This window comes from Polaribacter litorisediminis (assembly GCF_019968605.1).
Taxonomy (GTDB): Bacteria; Bacteroidota; Bacteroidia; order Flavobacteriales; family Flavobacteriaceae; genus Polaribacter; species Polaribacter litorisediminis.
In genome coordinates this window covers 1,164,598-1,185,264 of the sequence record NZ_CP082966.1, presented here as the reverse complement: position 1 = coordinate 1,185,264, position 20,667 = coordinate 1,164,598, and the positions used below count along the sequence as shown (strand labels likewise).

Genomic DNA, 20,667 nt, shown 5'->3' with positions numbered 1-20,667 from the left:
TTTAGAATCTACATCATCTTTTTTATGGTCGATTCTCCTATCACAATTCCTTTTTTTAATGTAGCATCACCTTTATATAAAACTGTGGCTTCACCATAAGAGCTTACTTTAATTCTGTCAGACACATTAAATTTAAAGATTCCATCTCCATAAGCTGTTAATTTTATTTCTTCTGTAATAACATCCGAAGCCATTACTTTACTTGCTCCATAGGCGGTTACTTTTAGCTTTTTTATACTACCTTTTTCTAAATTTAAAAAACTATCACCATAAATTGAAACATCTAATCCATCCAACTTAATAGTATTCATGGTAACTTCAGATTTTCCGTAAATACGTAGAACACATTCTCTATGAATTAAAGGCGTTTGAAACATAATTTTTTCTTCACCTCTTAAAGAAAATATTTTTACATCTGTATACGTCATAATTATCTTAGCCACCGTACCCTTATATAAAGGCACCTTTCTTTCAGTTTCTCTAAGGACTATTTTTTTGTTTTTAGTGTAGGTTTTGGCACCTTCCAAATATACTTGTAATGTACCTTTGTTTAATTCATAATGAAACTTTTCAATGGGTATATTTATATCCATAATTTCAATAGCTGGTTTGTCTCCTTTCTTAAAAATCACCTCTATGTGCGGACTTACAATGATTTTATCAAAGTCTGCCTCTAACTTTATTGTTTTTTGTGCATTTAGGTTACTATTTAAAAAGAGTAAAGACATCAAGAAAATAATACTTTTAAATTTCATAATAATGTTGTTTTAAGTTAGTGTGTATGCATAGCATCTTGTTTCAAAGATATTGAGAACTGTTATAAAGACAAGCAGGTTTTCTGTTTGTTACAGTTTTCTAATAAAAATGTTTTTCGGAGCAGCAAATAGCGATTTCAACAAAATATTTGTGTTTCTGAGTTATTAAACTCCACATGTAATTATTTACCTAATAAAAATTTAAAGAGCAATTTTAGCGAGTAAATCACAAAATGTTTATGATCTAAAGTTCTTAATAATAAAGGGTGAAAACGAATCATTTACGATTTTTTACAATTAATTAGATGATATCAGCGCTATATTTGGCTCGCTATGCATTACACATATTTTTCCGGCACTGAAGTACCTCATTTAATTGAAGGATATTTTTACCTTTCTTTTGATGAAGAAGATATCCCATTTAAATCCGCCATTTTACCTATTGGATTAGCACATATATTTTATATCGGAACTGGCACACAAAAAGTTTTTGTTAATGGTGATGAAACATTGTTAAAAGGTCTAATGGTTTCTGGTCAATACTTTAGGTCATTTAAGTTTACAACCAATTCTATTACAACTTCAATAGGTGCTAATTTACATCCAACAGCGCTTCATAAATTATTAAATATTGATGTTTCAGAATTAGAAAATATACACACCCCTTTAGCACAAATTAATAATACTTTTCATCATAAACTTTTACCAATTTTCGAAGAATCTAAAGATTTTAATGAATTGATTCTTAATTTAAATTCGTTTTTTTTTAACATACCGCTACATATTGATAAAAACACGAAACAAATTGACCACGCTATTTCCTTAATTAGAGAAAAAGATGGATTATTGACTGTATTAGACATCGTAAATGAAATATCGATTTCACAAAAATCATTAGAAATACATTTTAAAAAAATAGTAGGTTTAACCCCAGGAAGGTATATTAGACAATTTCGTTTTCTTAATTTAATGAGAAAATACTTTTTTAATGAGATTGAACTATCTGATTTAATCTATAATTACAACTATTATGATTCTTCTCATTTTTATAAAGATTTTAGATTGTTTATGAATCAAGATTTCAAATCATTTTTTAAACAGGATTACCCGTTAATAAAGAAATACTTAAAAAAGTAAATTTTTACGTTTTTTTACAACATTTTTATTTGTAGCACAATTACATTTGCAGTATTATAATTAAGATATAATTGCATTGAGTTGGGGGGCTTGATATTGTTATTAATAATAATTATATTATTTGCTATGAAGTTTAAAAAGATCAAATTTAATTATTTGATCTTTTTATTTTTACATCATTAAAGAAATTAATGGTTATTGTTTAAAAAGCTTTCTTGTAAAAAATAAAATCCAAAATCATTACACTTCTGGTTTTTTTCATCAAAATAAAGAATTTCTTGAAACCAACTATCCTCGAGGCAGCCCCATAAAGGTACTCTAACGGTAGGCATGTTTCGCTCGTTTCATACTCAATCAAGTTGAGTACAAGCTTTGACCTAGAAAGGTCAAAAACCAAAATTCTATTATTTAGATTTCTGTTTTCACGGGAATGACAATTTCAACGGAAACCCTACGCAGCCCATCGAGGAATTCTTTTCGATTAAATTATGGAGAATTTATTTCTTACACTCAATTATATAAACCGATTGAAGACCATATTGATTGGTATAATACTGAAAGATGACACTCTTCTTTAAAGTATTTAACCTTTTTAGAAATGGAATTAAAATTAAAAGGAATTTTTAACAAAGCGACTTAAGAAAATTAGTAACAAAATTACTAGGAAGTTTAAATAGCGTTGTCATTTATATGTTAAACGAATTAAAAACATAGTAAGTTTTAATTAAATTTTAATTAAATTTTGTATATTTGCGCAGTTAATTATATTCATGGTTTTGGGGGAAACTAATAATTAATATACAAAAGGCTAATTTTTTTAAATTGGCCTTTTTCTGTTTCTAACTGTCACATTTTAACTTTCCTTTTGTCTTTAAATAAAAACATATAAACTCTTACTAAAATGAAACTTAAAATTACTTCACTACTCTTTTTTATTTTTGCTTCAACACTATCTTATTCACAAAAAAATATTGAAGCTTCCAATATCATGAAAGATCTAAAAGCAGGCAAAACCGTATCTTATAAGAATGCAACAATTGTTGGAATTCTCGATTTTACGTTTATGGAGGAGGCTTTAGAGAAATTACCAAGAAAGAAAAAAAATAGCTGGTGGAATATGGGAGACTCCGGTAATACCATAAAAAAATTAATCGAAGAAAAAATTTCTTTTGTAAACTGCACATTTAAAGATGATGTTTTAGCATATATTCCGGATGAAGATTCTGGTTATACTTTTACCGCTAGTTTTAAAGATGAAGTGATTTTTAAGAACTGTAATTTTGAGGGAAAAGCGATGTTTAAGTACTCTCGTTTTGAGAGAAATACAGACTTCACTGGCACTAATTTTGAGGATGACAGTACCTTTAAATATGCCAAGTTTGATAAAGAAATTGGGTTTTCTAATACTCGTTTTACTGAAATTTCCACTTTTAAATACGCTACTTTTAAAAAATATGTAAGTTTTGCTGATGCCGTTTTTGAAGATTCAGCTGTATTTAAATACACCAAATTTAATGATGGTGTTTCTTTTGAAAATACCAATTTTAAAGAAGATTTAAATATTAAGTACATGGAGGTTTCTGGAAATTTTAATATCACTGGTATGAAAGTCGGGTTTGACATCGATTCAAAATACACCAAAATAAATGGTAGAAGTTTTAATAAATATTTGTTAAAAGATTTCGACTAAAAGGAATTACACATGGTTTCATCAAGGTTGATTTTATATCAACCTTTTTTTTGTTCAAAAAAGTATGTTATTTTTAAAAAACAGTCAATTAAGCTAAATCTTTTTACTAAATTCTTACACCACAATATTTATAAAAATCCCTAAAAAAACAATTGAAAATCAAACTTTAATAAGGATCTAGGAAAGCTTAAAATCAGTTGTGGTTATTAAATTAAAAAGACAGCCATCTAAAGAAAAACACAAAAAATAAGACCAATAAATATCTAATTCATAAAATATAAAGTCTATTCATAAGTATTTGTGAAATTAAAGTAATTTCACTATTTTGCAAACACAAAAACAGACAATATGCCAACAGAAATTACGAGGTTATTTGACTTTCCATATTATCAATTAGAAAAGTATAACCTTAAAAAAGCTTTTACAACCAAATATAATGGTACATGGGAATCTATTTCTTCTCAAGAATATGTAGATAAGTCCAATCAATTAAGTAGAGGTTTGCTAAAACTTGGTATTCAACCCAATGATAAAATTGCAATAATTTCTACTACCAATAGAACAGAATGGAATATTTGTGATATTGGTGCGCTGCAAACAGGTGCACAAACAGTGCCCATTTACCCAACAATTTCTAAAGAAGATTATGAATATGTATTGAATCATTCTGAAGCTATTTATTGTTTTGTATCGGACATTACCATCATAGAAAAGTTAAACCAGATTAAAGGAAACACAAAACTTAAAGGAATTTATACTTTTGATGATATTGCTGGAGAAAAAAGTTGGAAAGAAATTCTAGAATTAGGAAAAGATACTCAGAATCAAAAGGAAGTAGAAATTAGAAAAAAAGCTGTAAAATCAGGAGATTTAGCTACTTTAATTTATACTTCCGGAACTACTGGAAAACCAAAAGGAGTAATGTTATCTCATGGAAACATTGTTTCTAATGTTATTACAAGTGAAGAAAGTGTTCCTTTAGAGAAAGGAAAAGATAAAGCGTTAAGCTTCTTACCTGTTTGTCATGTTTTTGAACGTATGATTTTGTATTTGTATCAATATTGTGGAACAGAAATTTACTTTGCTGAAGGTCTTGATAAATTAACCGAAAATGCTCAGGACATTAAACCAAATGTGATGACGGCTGTTCCGCGTTTGTATGAAAAAATTTATGACAAAATTATTTTAAAAGGAGAAGATCTAACAGGAATAAAAAAGAAATTATTTTTCTGGGCTGTAAACTTGGGGTTACGATATGAACCTTATGGTGCAAATGGTTGGTGGTATGAAAAGCAACTAGGTGTAGCACGGAAGCTTATTTTTTCTAAATGGCAAGCTGCTCTAGGAGGAGAACTTAAACTGATGGTTTCTGGAGCTTCTGCTTTACAGCAAAGGTTAACACGAATTTTTGCAGCAGCAGGAATGCCCATTATGGAAGGTTATGGTTTAACGGAAACATCGCCAGTAACTTCTGTAAATTTTGTTGAACAAAATGGTAAAAGAGGATTTAGAGTGGGAACTGTTGGTCGAGTTATTAGTAATGTTGAAGTGAAAATTGCAGATAATGGAGAGATTTTAGTAAAAGGACCTAATGTAATGCAAGGTTACTATAAAGATGCTAAAAAAACAGCCGAAGTTATCAAAGATGGTTATTTTCATACCGGAGATAAAGGGGAATTGGATAAAGATGGCTTCCTAAAAATTACGGGTAGAACCAAAGAAATGTTTAAAACTTCTGGAGGTAAATATGTAATTCCACCTTTACTAGAAGGAGAACTAAAACAATCTTTATTTATAGAACAAGTAATGGTCGTTGGTGAGAATGAAAAAATGCCTGCAGCTATTATTCAGCCAAATTTTGAATATTTAAGAGATTGGGCAAAAGATCATGACATTGCTTTTAGTTCAAATAAAGATTTAACAACTAACGAAAAAGTAATTGCAAAAATTCAAGAAGCAATAAACGATTGTAATCTTCAATTTGGAAAATGGGAACAAATTAAACGTTTTGAATTAACTCCAGATGAATGGTCTATAGATGGCGGACATTTAACCCCAACCATGAAAATGAAACGAGCAGTTATTAAGAAGATATACCAAGATTTGTATACCAAAATATATGGTTAAATTTTTAAATTAAACGTAATAAAATATAAAACCCCAAATTAAAAAATTGGGGTTTTATATTTGCAAAAAAATTGAAATAAATAGCATACCATTAGATCACTTTAATAGAACAGCCTATTGCTCTAGTTTCGGTTTTCTGTATCTTTTTTCCGGATAACAAAGCATCCACTGCATTTTCAACATATTTTTCTGTAACGGCATCCGGGTTTCTAGAACTATTATCAATAGCCCCTATATATTGCACTTTCATGTCATTTTTTGTAATGATATAGACATGAGGCGTTTTTGATGCTCCGAATTTTGGATACACATTTTGCCCTTCATCAAACAAATAAGGAAAAGTAAAACCTTTTTCAGTAGCTCTTACTTTCATGTCTTCAAAACCATCTCCTTTTGATGCCGCTGGGTCATTTGGGTTGATAGCAATCACAGGGTATCCTTTTGCCTTGTATTTATTGTCTAAAGCGATGATTCTATCTTCATTCGCAACTGAATACGGACACATATTACACGTAAACACCACGATAAAACCTTTGGCATCTTTGTAATCTGATAAAGATACCATACGGTCATCTATGTTTTTTAAACTAAAATCTTCTACTGTATCTCCAACAGCATAACCATTCTCTGATTTGGTTGTAAAGGCTGCTGTAGCTATTAAAACAACTGCCATTAATAAAATTCGTTTGATTGTTTTCATAATTTATGGATTTAAAAAGGTTTTTAATTCATTTTCTAAAGTTTCAAAATCAAAGGATTTTTCGTAAAATTTTCTTTTATTCTTGTTGTAAATTAAGGTTGCAGGCAAGGCTCCACTCCACTCTTTATCGATCGCTTTTATCCAAAAATCTTCGTTTATATCATCTAACAAGACTACTTCAGATTGTATGTTTTTCTTATTTATAAAAGGAATCAATTTTTTTTCTACTTGTTTCGGAAAATCTAAACTTACTAATAACACATTTACATTTTTAGAAGCATACTCTTTTTTAATTCTTTCAAAATAAGGTAATTCTTTAACGCAAGGTGCACACCAAGTTGCCCAAAAATTAACAACATAAATTTGATCATCTTCTTTTTCTAATAAAGGTTTTAACTGATTGTAATTGTAAGATTTTACAGTAGTAATATTCAGGGAAGTTTCTACTTTTTTACCTGTTGAATTAGTATTCTTTGTTTGCTTATTACAGGCAAGTAAAAAACAAGCAAGTAAAATAAAATAATATTGAGTTTTCATAAGTTATAAAATTACATCAATAAAAAGATGCGATAAAATAATTAACTCATTATTAACAAAAAAGCTCCAAAAGTAAATACTTGTGGAGCTTTATGCTATGAAAAGATTGAACTAATTATCCGTAAATATCATTTAGAATTTTAGCCAAACGAATTCCTCCTTTTTGCAACTGCGATCTTACAATAGCAAAGTGATCATAAGAATATCTATATCTCAAATTTTCGCCACTTTTTGCAGATGCATATACTTTTTTTGTGATCTGATGTATTTCTTCAACCCAATCTAAAACAGAACCTTTTTCAATACTTTCTATCTGTTTTTTTGATAAGTATTTGGCATTATCCGCTAGTTCTATATAACTCATATTCCATGCTTCAATCATTTTGGTGTCCCAAACTGAATGCATATTTGTTCCTTCTCCAAACCATTGCACCTGAAAATCATTTCCTCCTTTGTCTTCTTTTTGTCCGATATGCATAGGTTGATGCAAATCACCCACAAAATGAATCAATAATTTTAGATAAAAAACACGGTCTTCTTCACTACTATTCTCGTCTTTTAATACGGTGATGCATTTATCAATTGCGGTAACTAAATCTCCTTTTGGATTTTTTTCTGCCTCTGCATAGGTTTGATCTAATTTCATGTTTACATAATGCCAAGGAGAAAATTCTCTATACTTTCTCTCCGACTTTATTTCATCAGCAAACGTAGACACAAAAGCCAAACTTTCACCTTTTAAAATTTTATCAATATTTCTTTTAGCTTTTTTTGTTAAATGTTTCTCTGCAATTTTTCCAGTAACTCTATGTCCATTCTGTCCCCAAAAAATAGCATCCTCTTCAGAAGATTTTGCAAAGAAAAAGAAAGGAATTAATAACAATAATTTAATTTTCATGTGTAGCTTATAAATTTAGGTTCGGGCAAATTTAAGAAAATATTTACCAAGAAATTTGGAAAACAAGAAAATAATTTGATATATTTGTGATATCAATTTAATATCATAATAAAAACAAATAAAAATGAAAGCAGAAAAAATTATTAAGCTAGCAAATGGTTACCTAATGTTAGTAGTTGTTTTAGTATTATTTTTTGGAGGCATAGCCATGTCCTTTATACAACAAACTCCTATGTATATACCAGCAATATTGCTTGGTTTTATCGGATTTTTTGGTTTTATTTTAGTGAACCCCAATACTTCTAAAGTTATTCTACTTTTTGGTAAGTATGTAGGTACTATCAAAGAAAACGGTTTGTATTGGGCAAATCCATTTTTTACGAAAAAGAAAATTTCTTTAAGAGCTAGTAACTTTGACAGTGAGCGTTTAAAGGTAAATGACAAACTAGGAAACCCAATTATGATTTCGACCATTTTGGTTTGGCGAGTAACCAATACCTACAAAGCTGCTTTTGATGTTGATAATTATGAAAATTTTGTCCGTGTACAAACGGATGCAGCGGTTAGAAAGTTAGCAAGTATGTATCCTTATGACAATTTTGCGGATGAAGGCCATGATGAAGATATTACATTACGTTCTAGTGTTAATGAAGTTTCTGAAGCTTTAGAAAAAGAAATAGAAGAACGTTTATCCATTGCGGGTATAGAGGTTTTAGAAGCTAGAATTGGATATTTAGCTTATGCACAAGAAATTGCTTCTGCAATGTTAAAAAGACAGCAAGCTACAGCTATTGTAGCAGCAAGACATAAAATTGTACAAGGTGCAGTTGAAATGGTAGAAATGGCTTTGAATGAACTAAATAGAAAACAAATTGTTGAGTTAGATGATGAGCGAAAAGCAGCAATGGTTAGCAACTTATTGGTTATTTTATGTGGTGATAAAGAAGCGAGTCCTGTGGTAAATGCCGGTACATTAAGTCATTAATTAACCCATCTTAATCTTGCCTAAGGGAAGAAACTCAAGGTTCATAAAATAAAATATCAAGTTGAATACTCTTAAAAAATATCAATTGGAAAACGGAGTTTTGGAGAATCTAAAAAAAAGAAATTCAAGAATAAAAATTAAGCATATCAATTCATATGAAAGAATATAAAATAGTTGAATTAAAACTAGGGTTTAGAAATAGATCACAAAATTTTGAAGACTTACTAAATCTGCATGCCAGAGAAGGTTGGATTTTTAAAGAAATTCCTCATGGTTGGAATAGTATGATTTTAGAAAGAGAGAAAAACCGATAAGAATGAAAGAATATAAATTTTTGAAACAAAAAATGAGCTGGTCCAATAGTCAAAATAATTTTGAAGATGAAATCAATTCCCATGCAAAACAAGGTTGGCGTGTCATAAATGTATACTGTAATACGAATGGTGGTGTTTACGCTCTTTTAGAAAAAGATAAAAACCGATAATTATGAAAGTTTTTAAAGAAGAACAACGTTTTACACAATCTTGGCTAATTATTATTCTAATAGTTGCCATTGGTGTTCCGTTCTTGTTTGGTGTTTATGGAATTATTCAACAGGTCATTTATAAAATACCTTTAGGACAGAAACCAATGTCAGATGTAGGATTGATAATTTTTACAGTCAGTATGTTCTTGTTAACACTTCTTATTTTCTTTATGAAACTTTCCACCAGAATTGATCAAGAAGGTATTCAATATCAATTTTATCCGTTTCATTTTTCTATGAAAAAAATCTCTTGGGATAAAATTGAAAAAGTAGGTGTTAGAACTTATTTACCTATTAGTGAATTTGGTGGCTGGGGATTAAGAGGTGGCTTTTTTTTTAATAAAGGCAAAGAAGAAGCGGTAAATATTTCTGGAAATATTGGTATTCAATTAATTCTTAAAAGTGGAAAGAAATTATTAATTGGTACTCAAAAAGAAAATGAAGCAAAAAGTGTTTTAGAAACCTATAAATCAAAAATTAACTAAAATGATACGTATTTTAACTTCTTTATGTTTATCAATTTTTAGCATTGCAATTACTTTTGCACAAGTAAAATCCGAAGAAATCAATATCAATAATATGGCAATTCAGTTGCCAGGAACTTTAACCTATTCATCAGAAAATCAACCTTTAATAATTTGGGTACATGGCTCTGGTCCTGTTGATAGAAATGGAAATCAACCTGCACAAAATGTAAAAGCCAATTATATTAAGCAATTTAGAGATGCTGTAAATAATGAAGGAATTGCTTTTTTTAGTTATGATAAGAGAACTGCAAATTCAAAAAATACTCCTTTTTTAAGCGATGGTATTTTAATTACAGATTTCATTCTAGATGCCAAAGAAGTGGTCAATTATTTTAAAAATGATGAGCGCTTTTCTGAAATTATTTTAGTCGGTCACAGTCAAGGTTCTTTAATTGCAATGTTGGCTATAGAAAATGTAGACAAATACATTTCTATTGCTGGTGCAGGAGAAAGTGTAAATAAAACCTTAGTAAAACAAATAAACAAACAAAGTATTGAGATTGGTAAAATTGCTGAAGAGCAATTTAAAGAACTAAAAGAAACAGGAGATATTAAAGAAGTAAATCCAAATTTATTAGCTCTTCTATCAAAACCAAATCAACCTTTTTTTGCTTCGTGGATGGCGCTAAACCCGCTAGAAGAAATAAAAAAAATAAATATTCCTATTTTGATTATTAACGGAACGAAAGACATGCAAGTAAAAGTTGATGATGCTAAAGCCTTGCATGCAGCAAAACCAACATCAGAATTGGTAATTATAGAAAATATGAATCATGTATTAAAAGATATTCAAAAAGAGGAAGACAATTTAAAATCATACTTCTCTGCAGAATATCCTTTATCCACAAAACTTACAGAAACTATTGTTTCATTTGTAAAAAAGTAGAAGAAATGGCGAAGAAAAAAGCTTTCGCGTTGCGAGTTAATGAAGATATGATCAAAGCTATTGAAAAATGGGCTGCTGATGAATTTCGCTCTACAAACGGGCAAATAGAATGGATGCTCATGCAGGCTTTAAAAGATGCTAAACGCGAACCTAAAAAGAAAGAAGAATAATTTTTTTGCAAGGGAGCATGCTCCCTTACTATAAAACAAAAATAATATTGTTAAAAAAACGCTCAATTTTTATTGAGCGTTTTCTATTTTGTATATTGGTGGCTGTAAATTCAAATATTCAAAACACATAAAATGAAAAAATTACTCACCTTACTTTTTTTATGTACTTCTACCCTAGTCTTTTCACAGGAATTTTCTATGGATTTGGTAAAAAACATGAAACCACGAAATATTGGTCCTGGAGGCATGTCTGGACGTGTAACGTCCATTGATGTTGTAGAAAGCAACCCAGAAATAATGTATGTAGGTACTGCTTCTGGTGGAATTTGGAAATCTACTTCTGGAGGTGTTAAATGGGAACCAATTTTCGAAAAAGAATTGACTGCTTCTATTGGTGCAGTTGCCATTCAACAATCGAATCCAAGTGTAATTTGGGCAGGCACCGGAGAAGGAAATCCAAGAAATAGTTTAAATGGTGGCTTCGGAATTTACAAATCTTTAGATGCTGGAAAAACTTGGAAAGCGATGGGTTTAGAAAAAACAAGACATATTCATAGAATACTTGTTCATCCTACAAATCCTGATATCGTTTATGTTGGTGCCATTGGTTCGCCTTGGGGAGAACACAAAGAACGCGGTGTTTATAAAACTATTGATGGCGGTAAAACTTGGAAACAAATTTTATATAATAATAACAAAACAGGCGCTGCCGATTTAATTATGGATCCTACAAATCCTAATAAAATTATTGCGGCAATGTGGGAACACAAACGTGATCCTTGGTTTTTTAAATCTGGTGGAGAAGGAAGTGGTTTATACATTACCCATGATGGAGGAGAAAATTGGAAAGAAATCACAGAAAAAGAAGGTTTCCCAAAAGGAGAATTAGGTAGAATTGGTGTTGCAATTGCACCAAGTGAACCGAATGTTATTTATGCGTTAGTTGAAGCAAAAAAGAACGCTTTATACAAAAGTGAAGATGGTGGTTTTAAATGGAAAAAAGTAAATGACAAACCAGGTATTGGAAATCGTCCTTTCTATTATTCAGAAATTTATGTAGATCCACAGAATGAAAACAGACTGTATACCGTTTTTACCTATATCAATGTTTCTCAAGATGGTGGAAAAAACTTTACGGAATTAATGCCAGCTTATGGTGTTGATAATGGAGTGCATCCAGATCATCATGCTTGGTGGATTCATCCAACCAATGGAAAATTTATGATTGATGGAAATGATGGTGGTTTAAATATCACAAGAGACGGCGGAAAATCATGGCGATTTATAGGCAACATTCCTGTTGCACAATTTTATCATATTAATGTTGATAACGAATTCCCGTATAATGTTTATGGCGGAATGCAAGACAATGGTTCGTGGAGAGGACCTGCTTATGTATGGAAAGCACAAGGAATCAGAAACTCTTATTGGCAAGAAATTAGTTTTGGCGATGGTTTTGATGTGGTGCCAGATAAAGAAGATTCTCGCTATGGATGGTCTATGAGTCAGCAAGGTTCTGTGTTAAGATATGATTATATTACTGGGAATAATTATTCTGTAAAACCAACGCATAAAGACCCGAATGTAAAATTACGTTTTAATTGGAATGCGGCAATTAATATAGATCCTTTTGATACAAATACCTTGTATTTCGGAAGTCAGTTTGTTCATAAATCAACCGATAAAGGATTAACATGGGAAGTTATTTCACCCGATTTATCAACCAATAATCCTGAAAAATTGAAACAATCTGAAAGTGGTGGTTTAACCATGGATGCAACGGGTGCAGAAAATCATTGTACAGTTTTGGTCGTAGAACCAACTTCTTTAGAAAAAGATGTTTTATGGGCTGCTACAGATGATGGCCAAGTTCATATCACCAAAAATGGTGGCGAAACTTGGACTAATGTTGCGAAAAACATAAAAGGTTTACCAGAAAATAGTTGGATTACACAAATTAAAGCATCCAATAAAAATAAAGGAGAAGCTTTATTAATTGCCAATGATTATAGACGTTTCAACTACACTCCATATGCCTATAGAACCAAAAATTACGGAAAATCTTGGGAACGTATTGTTGATGAAAATGATGTGCAAAGTTATACGTTGTGTATTATAGAAGATCCTGAAAATGCGAATCTATTATTTTTAGGAACCGATGATGGTCTCTACATTTCGATCGATGCTGGAGGAAAATGGACCAAATGGACCGAAGGTTTCCCAACAGTTCCGGTAAAGGATTTGGTGATTCACCCAAGAGAACATGATTTAATTATTGGAACTTTTGGTCGTGCTGCTTGGGTTTTAGATGATATTCGTCCGCTAAGAACCATGGCTGCCAAAAATGTAGTTGAAGAAAAACTAGTATTATTTGCACCACCAACTGCCTATCAAACAGCTACCCAACAACCTACAGGAAGTCGATTTGGTGCTGATGCTTTATACCAAGGAGAAAACAGAAGAAGCGGCGCTTTAATTTCTTACTACATCAACAAACCAGAAGAAAAAAAGAAAGAAGAAAGCAAGACTTCCGAAAAAGTTAAGGATCAAAAGAAAAATATGGTTCAATATGATTCTATAAAACTAGAAATTTTTGATGGAGAAAGACACATAAGAACTTTAAAGTTTAAAACCCCAAAAGAAAATGGCGTGCACAAAACTACTTGGTATTTAAGAGAAAAAGGTGTAGACAGAGCCTCTAGAAGCATTAGAAAATCGTCAAGAGAACCCTCTGGTGTTACTGTTAAACCAGGAATTTATCAATTAAAAATGACTTTTGGAGATGCCGTTTCTGAACAAACTATAAAAGTGGAGTTCGACCCAAGATTACAAATTTCAGAGGATGCCATCAATCAGAAATACAAGGCAAGTAAAGTGCTTGAAACCTATCAAGAGAAAATTGCAAACATTGTAAAACAATTGGTTGAAAGTAAAAATGCAGTAACTAAAATTAAAGAAAATTTATCTAAAGAAGATAAAGAAAAATATAAAACCGAAATAAAAGCATCTACGGAAACTAACAAAAAAATTGATAGTTTAATTGCCAAGTACTTAGGTTCAATCGATAAAAGACAAGGAATTACAAGAAATCCAGAAATTACGGTAAATCAACGTTTTGGTTTAGCGAGTCGTTATATTCGATCACGATTCGGAAAACAAACTGATACAGAAAAAACATTAATGAATCAATTTAAAGAAGAATTCAAAAAAGTGGTTGCTGAAACGAATACCTTCTTTAATAACGATTGGCTTGCTTATAAAAAGTTGGTGGAAAACATTCAAATTTCTCCTTTTAAGCAAACTAAAATATATGCTGTGGAGTAAAAATTAAATGAAGAAAAAAATTTTCTTTTTATGCTTGAGCTTTATCTTTTTAAAAACTCAAGGACAAGAATTGGCTGAAAACCAAGTTGGAGCCTGGTATATGTATAACGGTACGCATCGATTATCAGAAAAAATTAAAATAATGACGAGTGCGCATGTTAGGTATTTTGAATTAGCTTCGGAATATCAGCAAGAAATATATAGATTGGGTTTCAACTATGCTTTTACTAAAAATATAAATTTTACAACAGGTTTTGTTTATTCAATTACAGACACATCCTACAAAAAAGTGGTCCCCAATTTATATGAATATCGATTTTATCAGGATTTACATTTAGAAAAATATTGGAATAAAATTAGGTTTAAACATCGAATACGTTTGGCACAAAGATTTAAAAGACCAAACTTTACTAATGAAATTCAACATAGAATTAGATATGGTTTGTTTCTAAAATATCCTCTAAAAAAAAACTTGGAACTTTATGCTTTCAACGAAGTGTTTTTACGATTTAAATCGCAAGTTTTTGAACAAAATAGAATAGGCACAGGCATTCTGAAAAAAATCGATAGGACTTTAAAACTTCGTTTAGGCTACTTTTACAACCAATTTACGAATTTGGAGCTTCATAGAATTCAATTAGGAATCATAATCAACACAAATCATTCATAAAATAAAATATTAAATACTTATGAGTATTTCAGAAATTAACAATGACATTCCTTTATTTCCAAATGATACCGTAATATTCGGAATCTTATGTGTAATTCTTGCAGGAATTTTTTACACTTCAAAAAAAGAAGCTTTCTCTAAATTTTATAAAATTGTCCCTGCACTTCTACTCTGCTATTTTATCCCTTCTATTTTTAGTTCCTTGGGAATTATTGCTGATAAATGGATTGATGTAAACGCAACCATAACACATTTGCAATCACTTTATGGAAATTTAGAAAATGTCACAAATTTAGCTTCTTTAAAAGCCTATATTTCCACGAATAATATTGACAGTACTATCTATGCTCAATTTACCGGAGGCAGTAAATTATATTATATTTCGTCTCGTTTTTTACTTCCAGCTTCATTGGTTCTATTAACCTTAAGCATCGATCTAAAAGGTGTTTTTAAACTAGGTCCCAAAGCATTAATTATGTTTTTTACCGCGACTATTGGCGTTATGATCGGAGGACCGTTAGCTATTATTTTCTTTAAATATGTGGCTCCAGATATTTTAACGCAAGTAGAAGGAACCGAACTTTGGAAAGGACTCTCTACCGTTGCGGGAAGTTGGATTGGCGGCGGAGCCAATCAATTAGCGATGAAAGAACAATGGGAAGTTTCCGATAGTTTATTTAGTATTATGGCGGTAGTTGATGTTTTAGTTGCCGAAGTTTGGATGGCATTTTTACTAATTGGTGTAGCAAAATCTGATGCCATAGATAAATGGTTTAAAGCTGATAATTCATCGATCACAGAACTTAAAAACAAGATGGAAAAGTTTACATTAGAAACGGCAAGAATTCCATCTTTTAATGATTTAATTATGCTATTAGGAATTGGTTTTGGCGTTACTTCCGTAGGGCATATTATAGGCGATTATCTTGGAAGTTATATTACCCATAATGTTCCTTTTTTAGTTGATTTTGGTTTAGGAAGCTCTTTCTTTTGGTTGATTATTACCACTACAACCGTGGGTATCTTTTTATCATTTACAAAAATTAAAAGTTATGAAGGGGCTGGCGCTAGTAAAATAGGAACTGTTTTTATTTATATTCTAGTAGCCTCTATTGGAATGAAAATGAATTTAAATGCTATCGTAGAAAACATCAGTTTATTTGCTATCGGTTTTGTTTGGATGATTATTCATGTCGGTTTATTATTTTTAGTTGCCAAAATTATAAAAGCTCCCTATTTCTTTTTAGCCGTTGGTTCTAAGGCAAATATTGGAGGTGCTGCCTCTGCTCCTGTGGTTGCTGGTGCCTTTCATCCTTCTTTAGCTCCGGTGGGTGTTTTATTGGCAGTTTTAGGTTATGCCGTAGGAACTTATGGCGCATTCTTTTGCGCTTTAATGATGAAATGGGTCAGTTAATTTTAAAACTTTTTGTAGCCTTTATCTTAATAAAAATGCATATTTGCACACTTAAATTTTAGTCAAAATGAAAAAAATTCTTTCAATACTCCTACTCGCCGTAGTTCTACATTCTTGTTCCTCTAAAAAAGAAGGCAATATGATTGTTCAAGGACAAATTAAAGGCTTGAAAAAAGGAAAATTATATCTTCAAAAAATGGTAGATACTGTTCTAGTTTCAGTAGATTCTATTGCGCTATTAGGAAATGATACTTTTACTTTAACGGATAATGTAGATTCGCCTGTTCTTTATTATTTAACTTTTGATGGAAATACAACGGATAAAAGAATTTTATTTTTTGGTGAAGAAGGAATTATTACCATCAACGATCATGTTGATAAATTTGGAAACCAACCTATAATTACCGGTTCTAAAAATCAAGAGGTTTTAGATAAATACAATGTTATTGGTAGAAGATTTCAGAATGACCGTTTAGATTTTATTAAAAAAGACTTTGATGCGAAAAGAGCAAAAGATGACGATTTGGTGCAACAACTAGAGAACGATTATAAAAAAATGGTTAGAAGAAGAGTTTTATTTACAACAAATTTTGCCATTACAAATGCAGATTTAGAAGTGGCTCCTTACATTGCTTTAACAGAAATGTACGATGCAAGTTTAAAAATGTTAGATACTGTAAACAACTCTTTGTCTCCAAGAGCTAAAAATTCTTTTTACGGAAAACGCTTTCAAGAGTATCTAGATAATATTAAGAAAGCTGAAGCTGAAGTAAAAGAATAAAGATTCTAAAAGATTACCATAATACGAATAAAGGACTTAATTTTAATTAGGTCCTTTTTTTCTATGACCATTTTAGAACTAAAATACCGGAATAAATCGTTTCTTTTAGGCTTACTTACTTTTAATTAAAGAATTTCTTGAAACGAACTATCCTCGCGGCAGAGCCATAGAGGTATCTGCCTACCGCCAGGCAGGTTTCAATCGTTTCATAACCAATCAAGTTGAGCACAAGCTTTGAACTAAAAAGGTCAAAAACCAAAATTCTATTATTTAGATTCCCATTTTCACGGGAATGACAGTAACGAAGGTTTATCTATTTTTTTTTAATTCCCAAGAATAATTTGGTATTAGCTTTAGCGGATAGTAACCTAGTCGATGTTTAGGAATTTTATATTTTATTAAGGTAATCGATAATATTCCCAAATTAAAAAAATTAATATGTCAACCTTGACTTGTGGAAAATGTTTTACAGAAGATTAATATAGACACACACTGACATAACCAAATGTTTTAAGCGATTCAATGACTTGTCAAATAAATATTATAAGTAGCCAGTAGTTAGTTCATAAGAACTAAACATACTCGTTTAAAAAATGTCAACTTGAGCATAATCGGAACCTATTGAAAGTGCTCAAATGGTTCTCGACTGCGCTACCATTGACATTTTTATTAAATAATTGTTTTTCAGTGATTTAAAGGTGGGTTAAAGTTACTTGTATTTTTACGATTATTTTGCAATTCAGTATATTTAAAACCAATTTACGTCATCTTCTACGCTTGTAAAAATTTTTTTCTTGGGTCTCGAACTGACAAAGAATATGATCATTCTTAATAAACCGATTGTCACTTCGAGTGAAATTTATTTTTCAGAAATTTTGTATCGAGAAGCTTTTAATTTCTATTTACTTCTTTACTTCTAAAATGTTCTCGATACAATTTGAATGAGTTCTCGATACAATTTCAATGAAAAATTGAAATCACTCGAACTGACACCTGGATTTACTTTAAAAATCGAAATCTAAACTCGACCTATTTTATTTTTCGTAGGAATTGAAAAGGGATGCAACGGCTAAGTGTCCAAAGCTTGTCCTCAACTTGATTGGGGAACTCAATAATGAGTCTGGACACGAAAGTGAAATCGCTTGTAGAATTCAAGACTACCAAAACCAAAATATATTTTGGTTGTAGGTAACTCGCATAGCGAAAAAGTAAGTCTAGATTTTTGGTGAAGCCTGTGCTGAACTGGATTCAGTATTCATCAATGGAAAAGAAAAGAAGAATAAAAGAAAAATATACTTTTAACTAGTTTATGTAAAAACATTATTAGGGTTTTTTAAACTAAAAGATTGCTTCAATCGTGCATCTTTCGCAATGACGTGCTGTCCCTAGAACCGTCATTGCTAATAACGAAGCTATCTCTTTTTTGGATATGCTAAATCAAAAGATTGTTTTTTGGTATATAGGTTCTCGATACAATTTCAATGAGTTCTCGATACAATTTCAATGAGTTCTCGATACAATTTCAATGAAAAATTGAAATCACTCGAACTGACACCTGGATTATCATTGACGTCTTTATTAAATAATTGTTTTTCAGTGATTTAAAGATCGATTAAAGTTACTTGTATTTTTACAATTATTTTGCAATTCAGTATATTTAAAACAAATTTACGTCATCTTCTACGCTTGTAAAAATTTTTTTCTTGGGTCTCGAACTGACAACCAACACTTTATTAACAACTGACTTAAAATTACCTAAAAATTAAATTTATAAGTGTTTATCTACTGACCTCTATAAAGATAATTCATAGTTCATCCTACACTAAAGAATTACAGGAATTATAACCACAAAAAAGAACCGAACATTGCTGTTCGGTTCTTTATATTATGGAATTCGTTTAAACTATTTTTAAACTTATTCTTTTACAAATTTTGCAGTACCTACTGCATCATTTACGTTGTATTTAATTAAGTAAATACCAGATGATAAATTAGAAACGTCTACAGAAGCTTGAGTATCATTTACATTAACACTCATTACTTTTTTACCCAATACGTTAAAGATATCTGCTTTTTGAATAGTTTCCTTAGCAGAAATATTTAATAAATTTTTTGTTGGGTTTGGATACATAGAGAACCCTAATAATTCATTGTTTGCTACACTTGCAGTACCTTCTTTATAAAAATATACATTATCTATGTAAACTATACCTAAATTAGAAGTTAAAAGGTATTGTGCAATTGCCTCTCTATCCAAGCTAGCACCAGCAATAGTAAAACTTGCTAAAGGAATATCATAAGAGATCCAAGTACCAGGATTAGGATCTGGCAAAGCTGGGGTACTTACATTTGTTGTTGTAAACTCTATAGCACTAGTTTCCCCTGCACCTGCAGCGTGGTTAGATAATTTATGATTAAGACTTTTATCTAATGTTTCAGCCTCAGTCCAAACATCTATGTGAAAATGCGTGAAATCATTTAAATTTAATGGAGTTGAGCTAAAATCAACACCTAAAAAACCACTAATATTAACTTTTTTCACATTATTGCCAGCGGCTACTTCATCATCAATATCTGCTGTATCCCAAGAAGTTCCCCAAGTAATATTACTCACATCTGCATAAGCATCACTAAATAAAGAAATCACATTTTCTGCGTCATAACTTGGTGGAGTTGGTGGTGCATCCGTAGGAGCTGCCGAAACCACAGGATCGGCTCCAATACCGGAAATATTATCAACATAAAAAACTCTACTATCTTGCGCTCCAAAACCGTTAGTACCCGAATTCCAGTTGTAATAAATTACAAAACCTGAATACTTTCCATTTGCAGGACCAGTTGCGTCTAAACCTTGATCAAAAGTCATCGTTAAAGTCTCCCAACCAGAACCTGTGTGAGAAACTGATGTAGTAGAATCTGGAGCTCCACTACCATTTACTACTTTTGGTGCAATTGTGATGGCAACAGTTGAGTAAACATCCATAGTCATTGTTAATTCGCTTGTTAAATCAACATTTTTTGTTAAAGAAATGTTGATACCTTGCCAAACTGTACCATTTGGATTTGAAGATAACATTGCAACAGTTCCTCTTGATCCACCAGTTTCTGGATCAGCTACTAAAGATGCTGCAGCATCACCAAAAGGATCTCCTAACCCTCCGTTTTCGAAGTCTTGTAAAACTTCTTGAGAAAAGCCAATTGACGAAATCAATAAAGCTACTAATAAGGTAATTTTTTTCATGTTATATTGTTTTAAATTAATTATATTCAAATTTAAATGTTTTTTTTAAATAATCCATAAAAAAGACCACAACAAACTATATACAACGAAATTATTTCATCATTTTTTAATGTATACTTTGATTTAATGCACTTTACTAAAAATTATTATTTACATACTTTAATGAAAGATTCATCTATCAATTTTATCGTGTATGGTTTATGTATAGGTTCTTTTAGATTTGTATAGGTAGTAAATAGGTTTCAAAAAAAAAGTATTTCTTGAAACGAACGATGCTCGAGGCAGCCCCATAGAGTTAC

General features: G+C 30.9%; 18 protein-coding genes. 13 read left to right on the top strand and 5 right to left on the bottom strand.

The genetic code is table 11. The features are described 5' to 3' along the window. Window positions 1-8: 8 nt before the first annotated feature. On the bottom strand, window positions 9-755 hold the full coding sequence (locus tag K8354_RS05125; protein ID WP_223445956.1) for a GIN domain-containing protein: 747 nt from the start codon (window positions 753-755) through the stop codon (window positions 9-11). Between the two features lie 333 nt (window positions 756-1,088). On the opposite strand from K8354_RS05125, the gene K8354_RS05120 reads away from it, so the two are divergent. The 3 genes from K8354_RS05120 to K8354_RS05110 all read left to right on the top strand — a co-directional run bounded on the left by K8354_RS05120 (window position 1,089) and on the right by K8354_RS05110 (window position 5,709). After that, complete coding sequence (locus K8354_RS05120) at window positions 1,089-1,892, top strand: helix-turn-helix transcriptional regulator (RefSeq protein ID WP_223445954.1); 804 nt, start codon at window positions 1,089-1,091, stop codon at window positions 1,890-1,892. Between the two features lie 901 nt (window positions 1,893-2,793). After that, window positions 2,794-3,582: a pentapeptide repeat-containing protein gene (locus tag K8354_RS05115; RefSeq protein WP_223445952.1), complete on the top strand. Its 789-nt coding sequence runs from the start codon at window positions 2,794-2,796 to the stop codon at window positions 3,580-3,582. A 348-nt stretch (window positions 3,583-3,930) separates the two neighbouring features. Beyond that, complete coding sequence (locus K8354_RS05110; protein ID WP_223445950.1) at window positions 3,931-5,709, top strand: AMP-dependent synthetase/ligase; 1,779 nt, start codon at window positions 3,931-3,933, stop codon at window positions 5,707-5,709. Between the two features lie 91 nt (window positions 5,710-5,800). Here the strand turns inward: K8354_RS05110 and K8354_RS05105 are convergent, their stop codons facing one another. From K8354_RS05105 to K8354_RS05095, 3 genes are all read right to left on the bottom strand, one after another. Next, window positions 5,801-6,409 (bottom strand): thioredoxin family protein, encoded by a 609-nt coding sequence (locus K8354_RS05105; RefSeq protein WP_223445948.1) that lies wholly within the window; start codon window positions 6,407-6,409, stop codon window positions 5,801-5,803. A gap of 3 nt (window positions 6,410-6,412) precedes the next feature. Then, window positions 6,413-6,946 (bottom strand): TlpA disulfide reductase family protein, encoded by a 534-nt coding sequence (locus K8354_RS05100; protein WP_223445946.1) that lies wholly within the window; start codon window positions 6,944-6,946, stop codon window positions 6,413-6,415. Between the two features lie 115 nt (window positions 6,947-7,061). After that, complete coding sequence (locus K8354_RS05095; protein ID WP_223445944.1) at window positions 7,062-7,844, bottom strand: S1/P1 nuclease; 783 nt, start codon at window positions 7,842-7,844, stop codon at window positions 7,062-7,064. 124 nt (window positions 7,845-7,968) lie between these two features. Between K8354_RS05095 and K8354_RS05090 the strand changes: the two genes are divergently transcribed. From K8354_RS05090 to K8354_RS05045, 10 genes are all read left to right on the top strand, one after another. After that, entirely contained in the window at window positions 7,969-8,829 is an 861-nt protein-coding gene (locus K8354_RS05090; protein ID WP_223445941.1) for an SPFH domain-containing protein, read from the top strand. Window positions 8,830-8,984: 155 nt separating this feature from the next. Continuing rightward, complete coding sequence (locus K8354_RS05085; RefSeq protein ID WP_223445939.1) at window positions 8,985-9,143, top strand: DUF4177 domain-containing protein; 159 nt, start codon at window positions 8,985-8,987, stop codon at window positions 9,141-9,143. 2 nt (window positions 9,144-9,145) lie between these two features. Then, window positions 9,146-9,313: a DUF4177 domain-containing protein gene (locus K8354_RS05080; RefSeq protein ID WP_081817060.1), complete on the top strand. Its 168-nt coding sequence runs from the start codon at window positions 9,146-9,148 to the stop codon at window positions 9,311-9,313. A gap of 2 nt (window positions 9,314-9,315) precedes the next feature. Continuing rightward, on the top strand, window positions 9,316-9,840 hold the full coding sequence (locus tag K8354_RS05075; RefSeq protein ID WP_223445937.1) for a hypothetical protein: 525 nt from the start codon (window positions 9,316-9,318) through the stop codon (window positions 9,838-9,840). A gap of 1 nt (window position 9,841) precedes the next feature. After that, window positions 9,842-10,768, top strand: coding sequence for an alpha/beta hydrolase family protein (locus tag K8354_RS05070; RefSeq protein ID WP_223445935.1), 927 nt, complete (start codon window positions 9,842-9,844; stop codon window positions 10,766-10,768). 5 nt (window positions 10,769-10,773) lie between these two features. Further along, on the top strand, window positions 10,774-10,938 hold the full coding sequence (locus tag K8354_RS05065; protein ID WP_081817061.1) for a type II toxin-antitoxin system antitoxin: 165 nt from the start codon (window positions 10,774-10,776) through the stop codon (window positions 10,936-10,938). 132 nt (window positions 10,939-11,070) lie between these two features. Next, on the top strand, window positions 11,071-14,262 hold the full coding sequence (locus K8354_RS05060) for a WD40/YVTN/BNR-like repeat-containing protein (RefSeq protein WP_223445933.1): 3,192 nt from the start codon (window positions 11,071-11,073) through the stop codon (window positions 14,260-14,262). Window positions 14,263-14,269: 7 nt separating this feature from the next. Then, window positions 14,270-14,932 (top strand): DUF2490 domain-containing protein, encoded by a 663-nt coding sequence (locus K8354_RS05055; protein ID WP_223445931.1) that lies wholly within the window; start codon window positions 14,270-14,272, stop codon window positions 14,930-14,932. A gap of 19 nt (window positions 14,933-14,951) precedes the next feature. Next, a complete protein-coding gene (locus tag K8354_RS05050; RefSeq protein WP_223445929.1) occupies window positions 14,952-16,346 on the top strand; it encodes a DUF819 family protein in 1,395 nt (464 codons plus the stop codon). A gap of 67 nt (window positions 16,347-16,413) precedes the next feature. Next, window positions 16,414-17,127, top strand: coding sequence for a DUF4369 domain-containing protein (locus K8354_RS05045; protein ID WP_223445926.1), 714 nt, complete (start codon window positions 16,414-16,416; stop codon window positions 17,125-17,127). Window positions 17,128-19,042: 1,915 nt separating this feature from the next. Here the strand turns inward: K8354_RS05045 and K8354_RS05040 are convergent. Beyond that, window positions 19,043-20,368 carry a T9SS type A sorting domain-containing protein gene (locus tag K8354_RS05040; RefSeq protein ID WP_223445923.1) on the bottom strand — a complete coding sequence of 442 codons (1,326 nt, stop codon included), beginning with the start codon at window positions 20,366-20,368 and terminating at the stop codon, window positions 19,043-19,045. Window positions 20,369-20,667 lie beyond the last annotated feature (299 nt).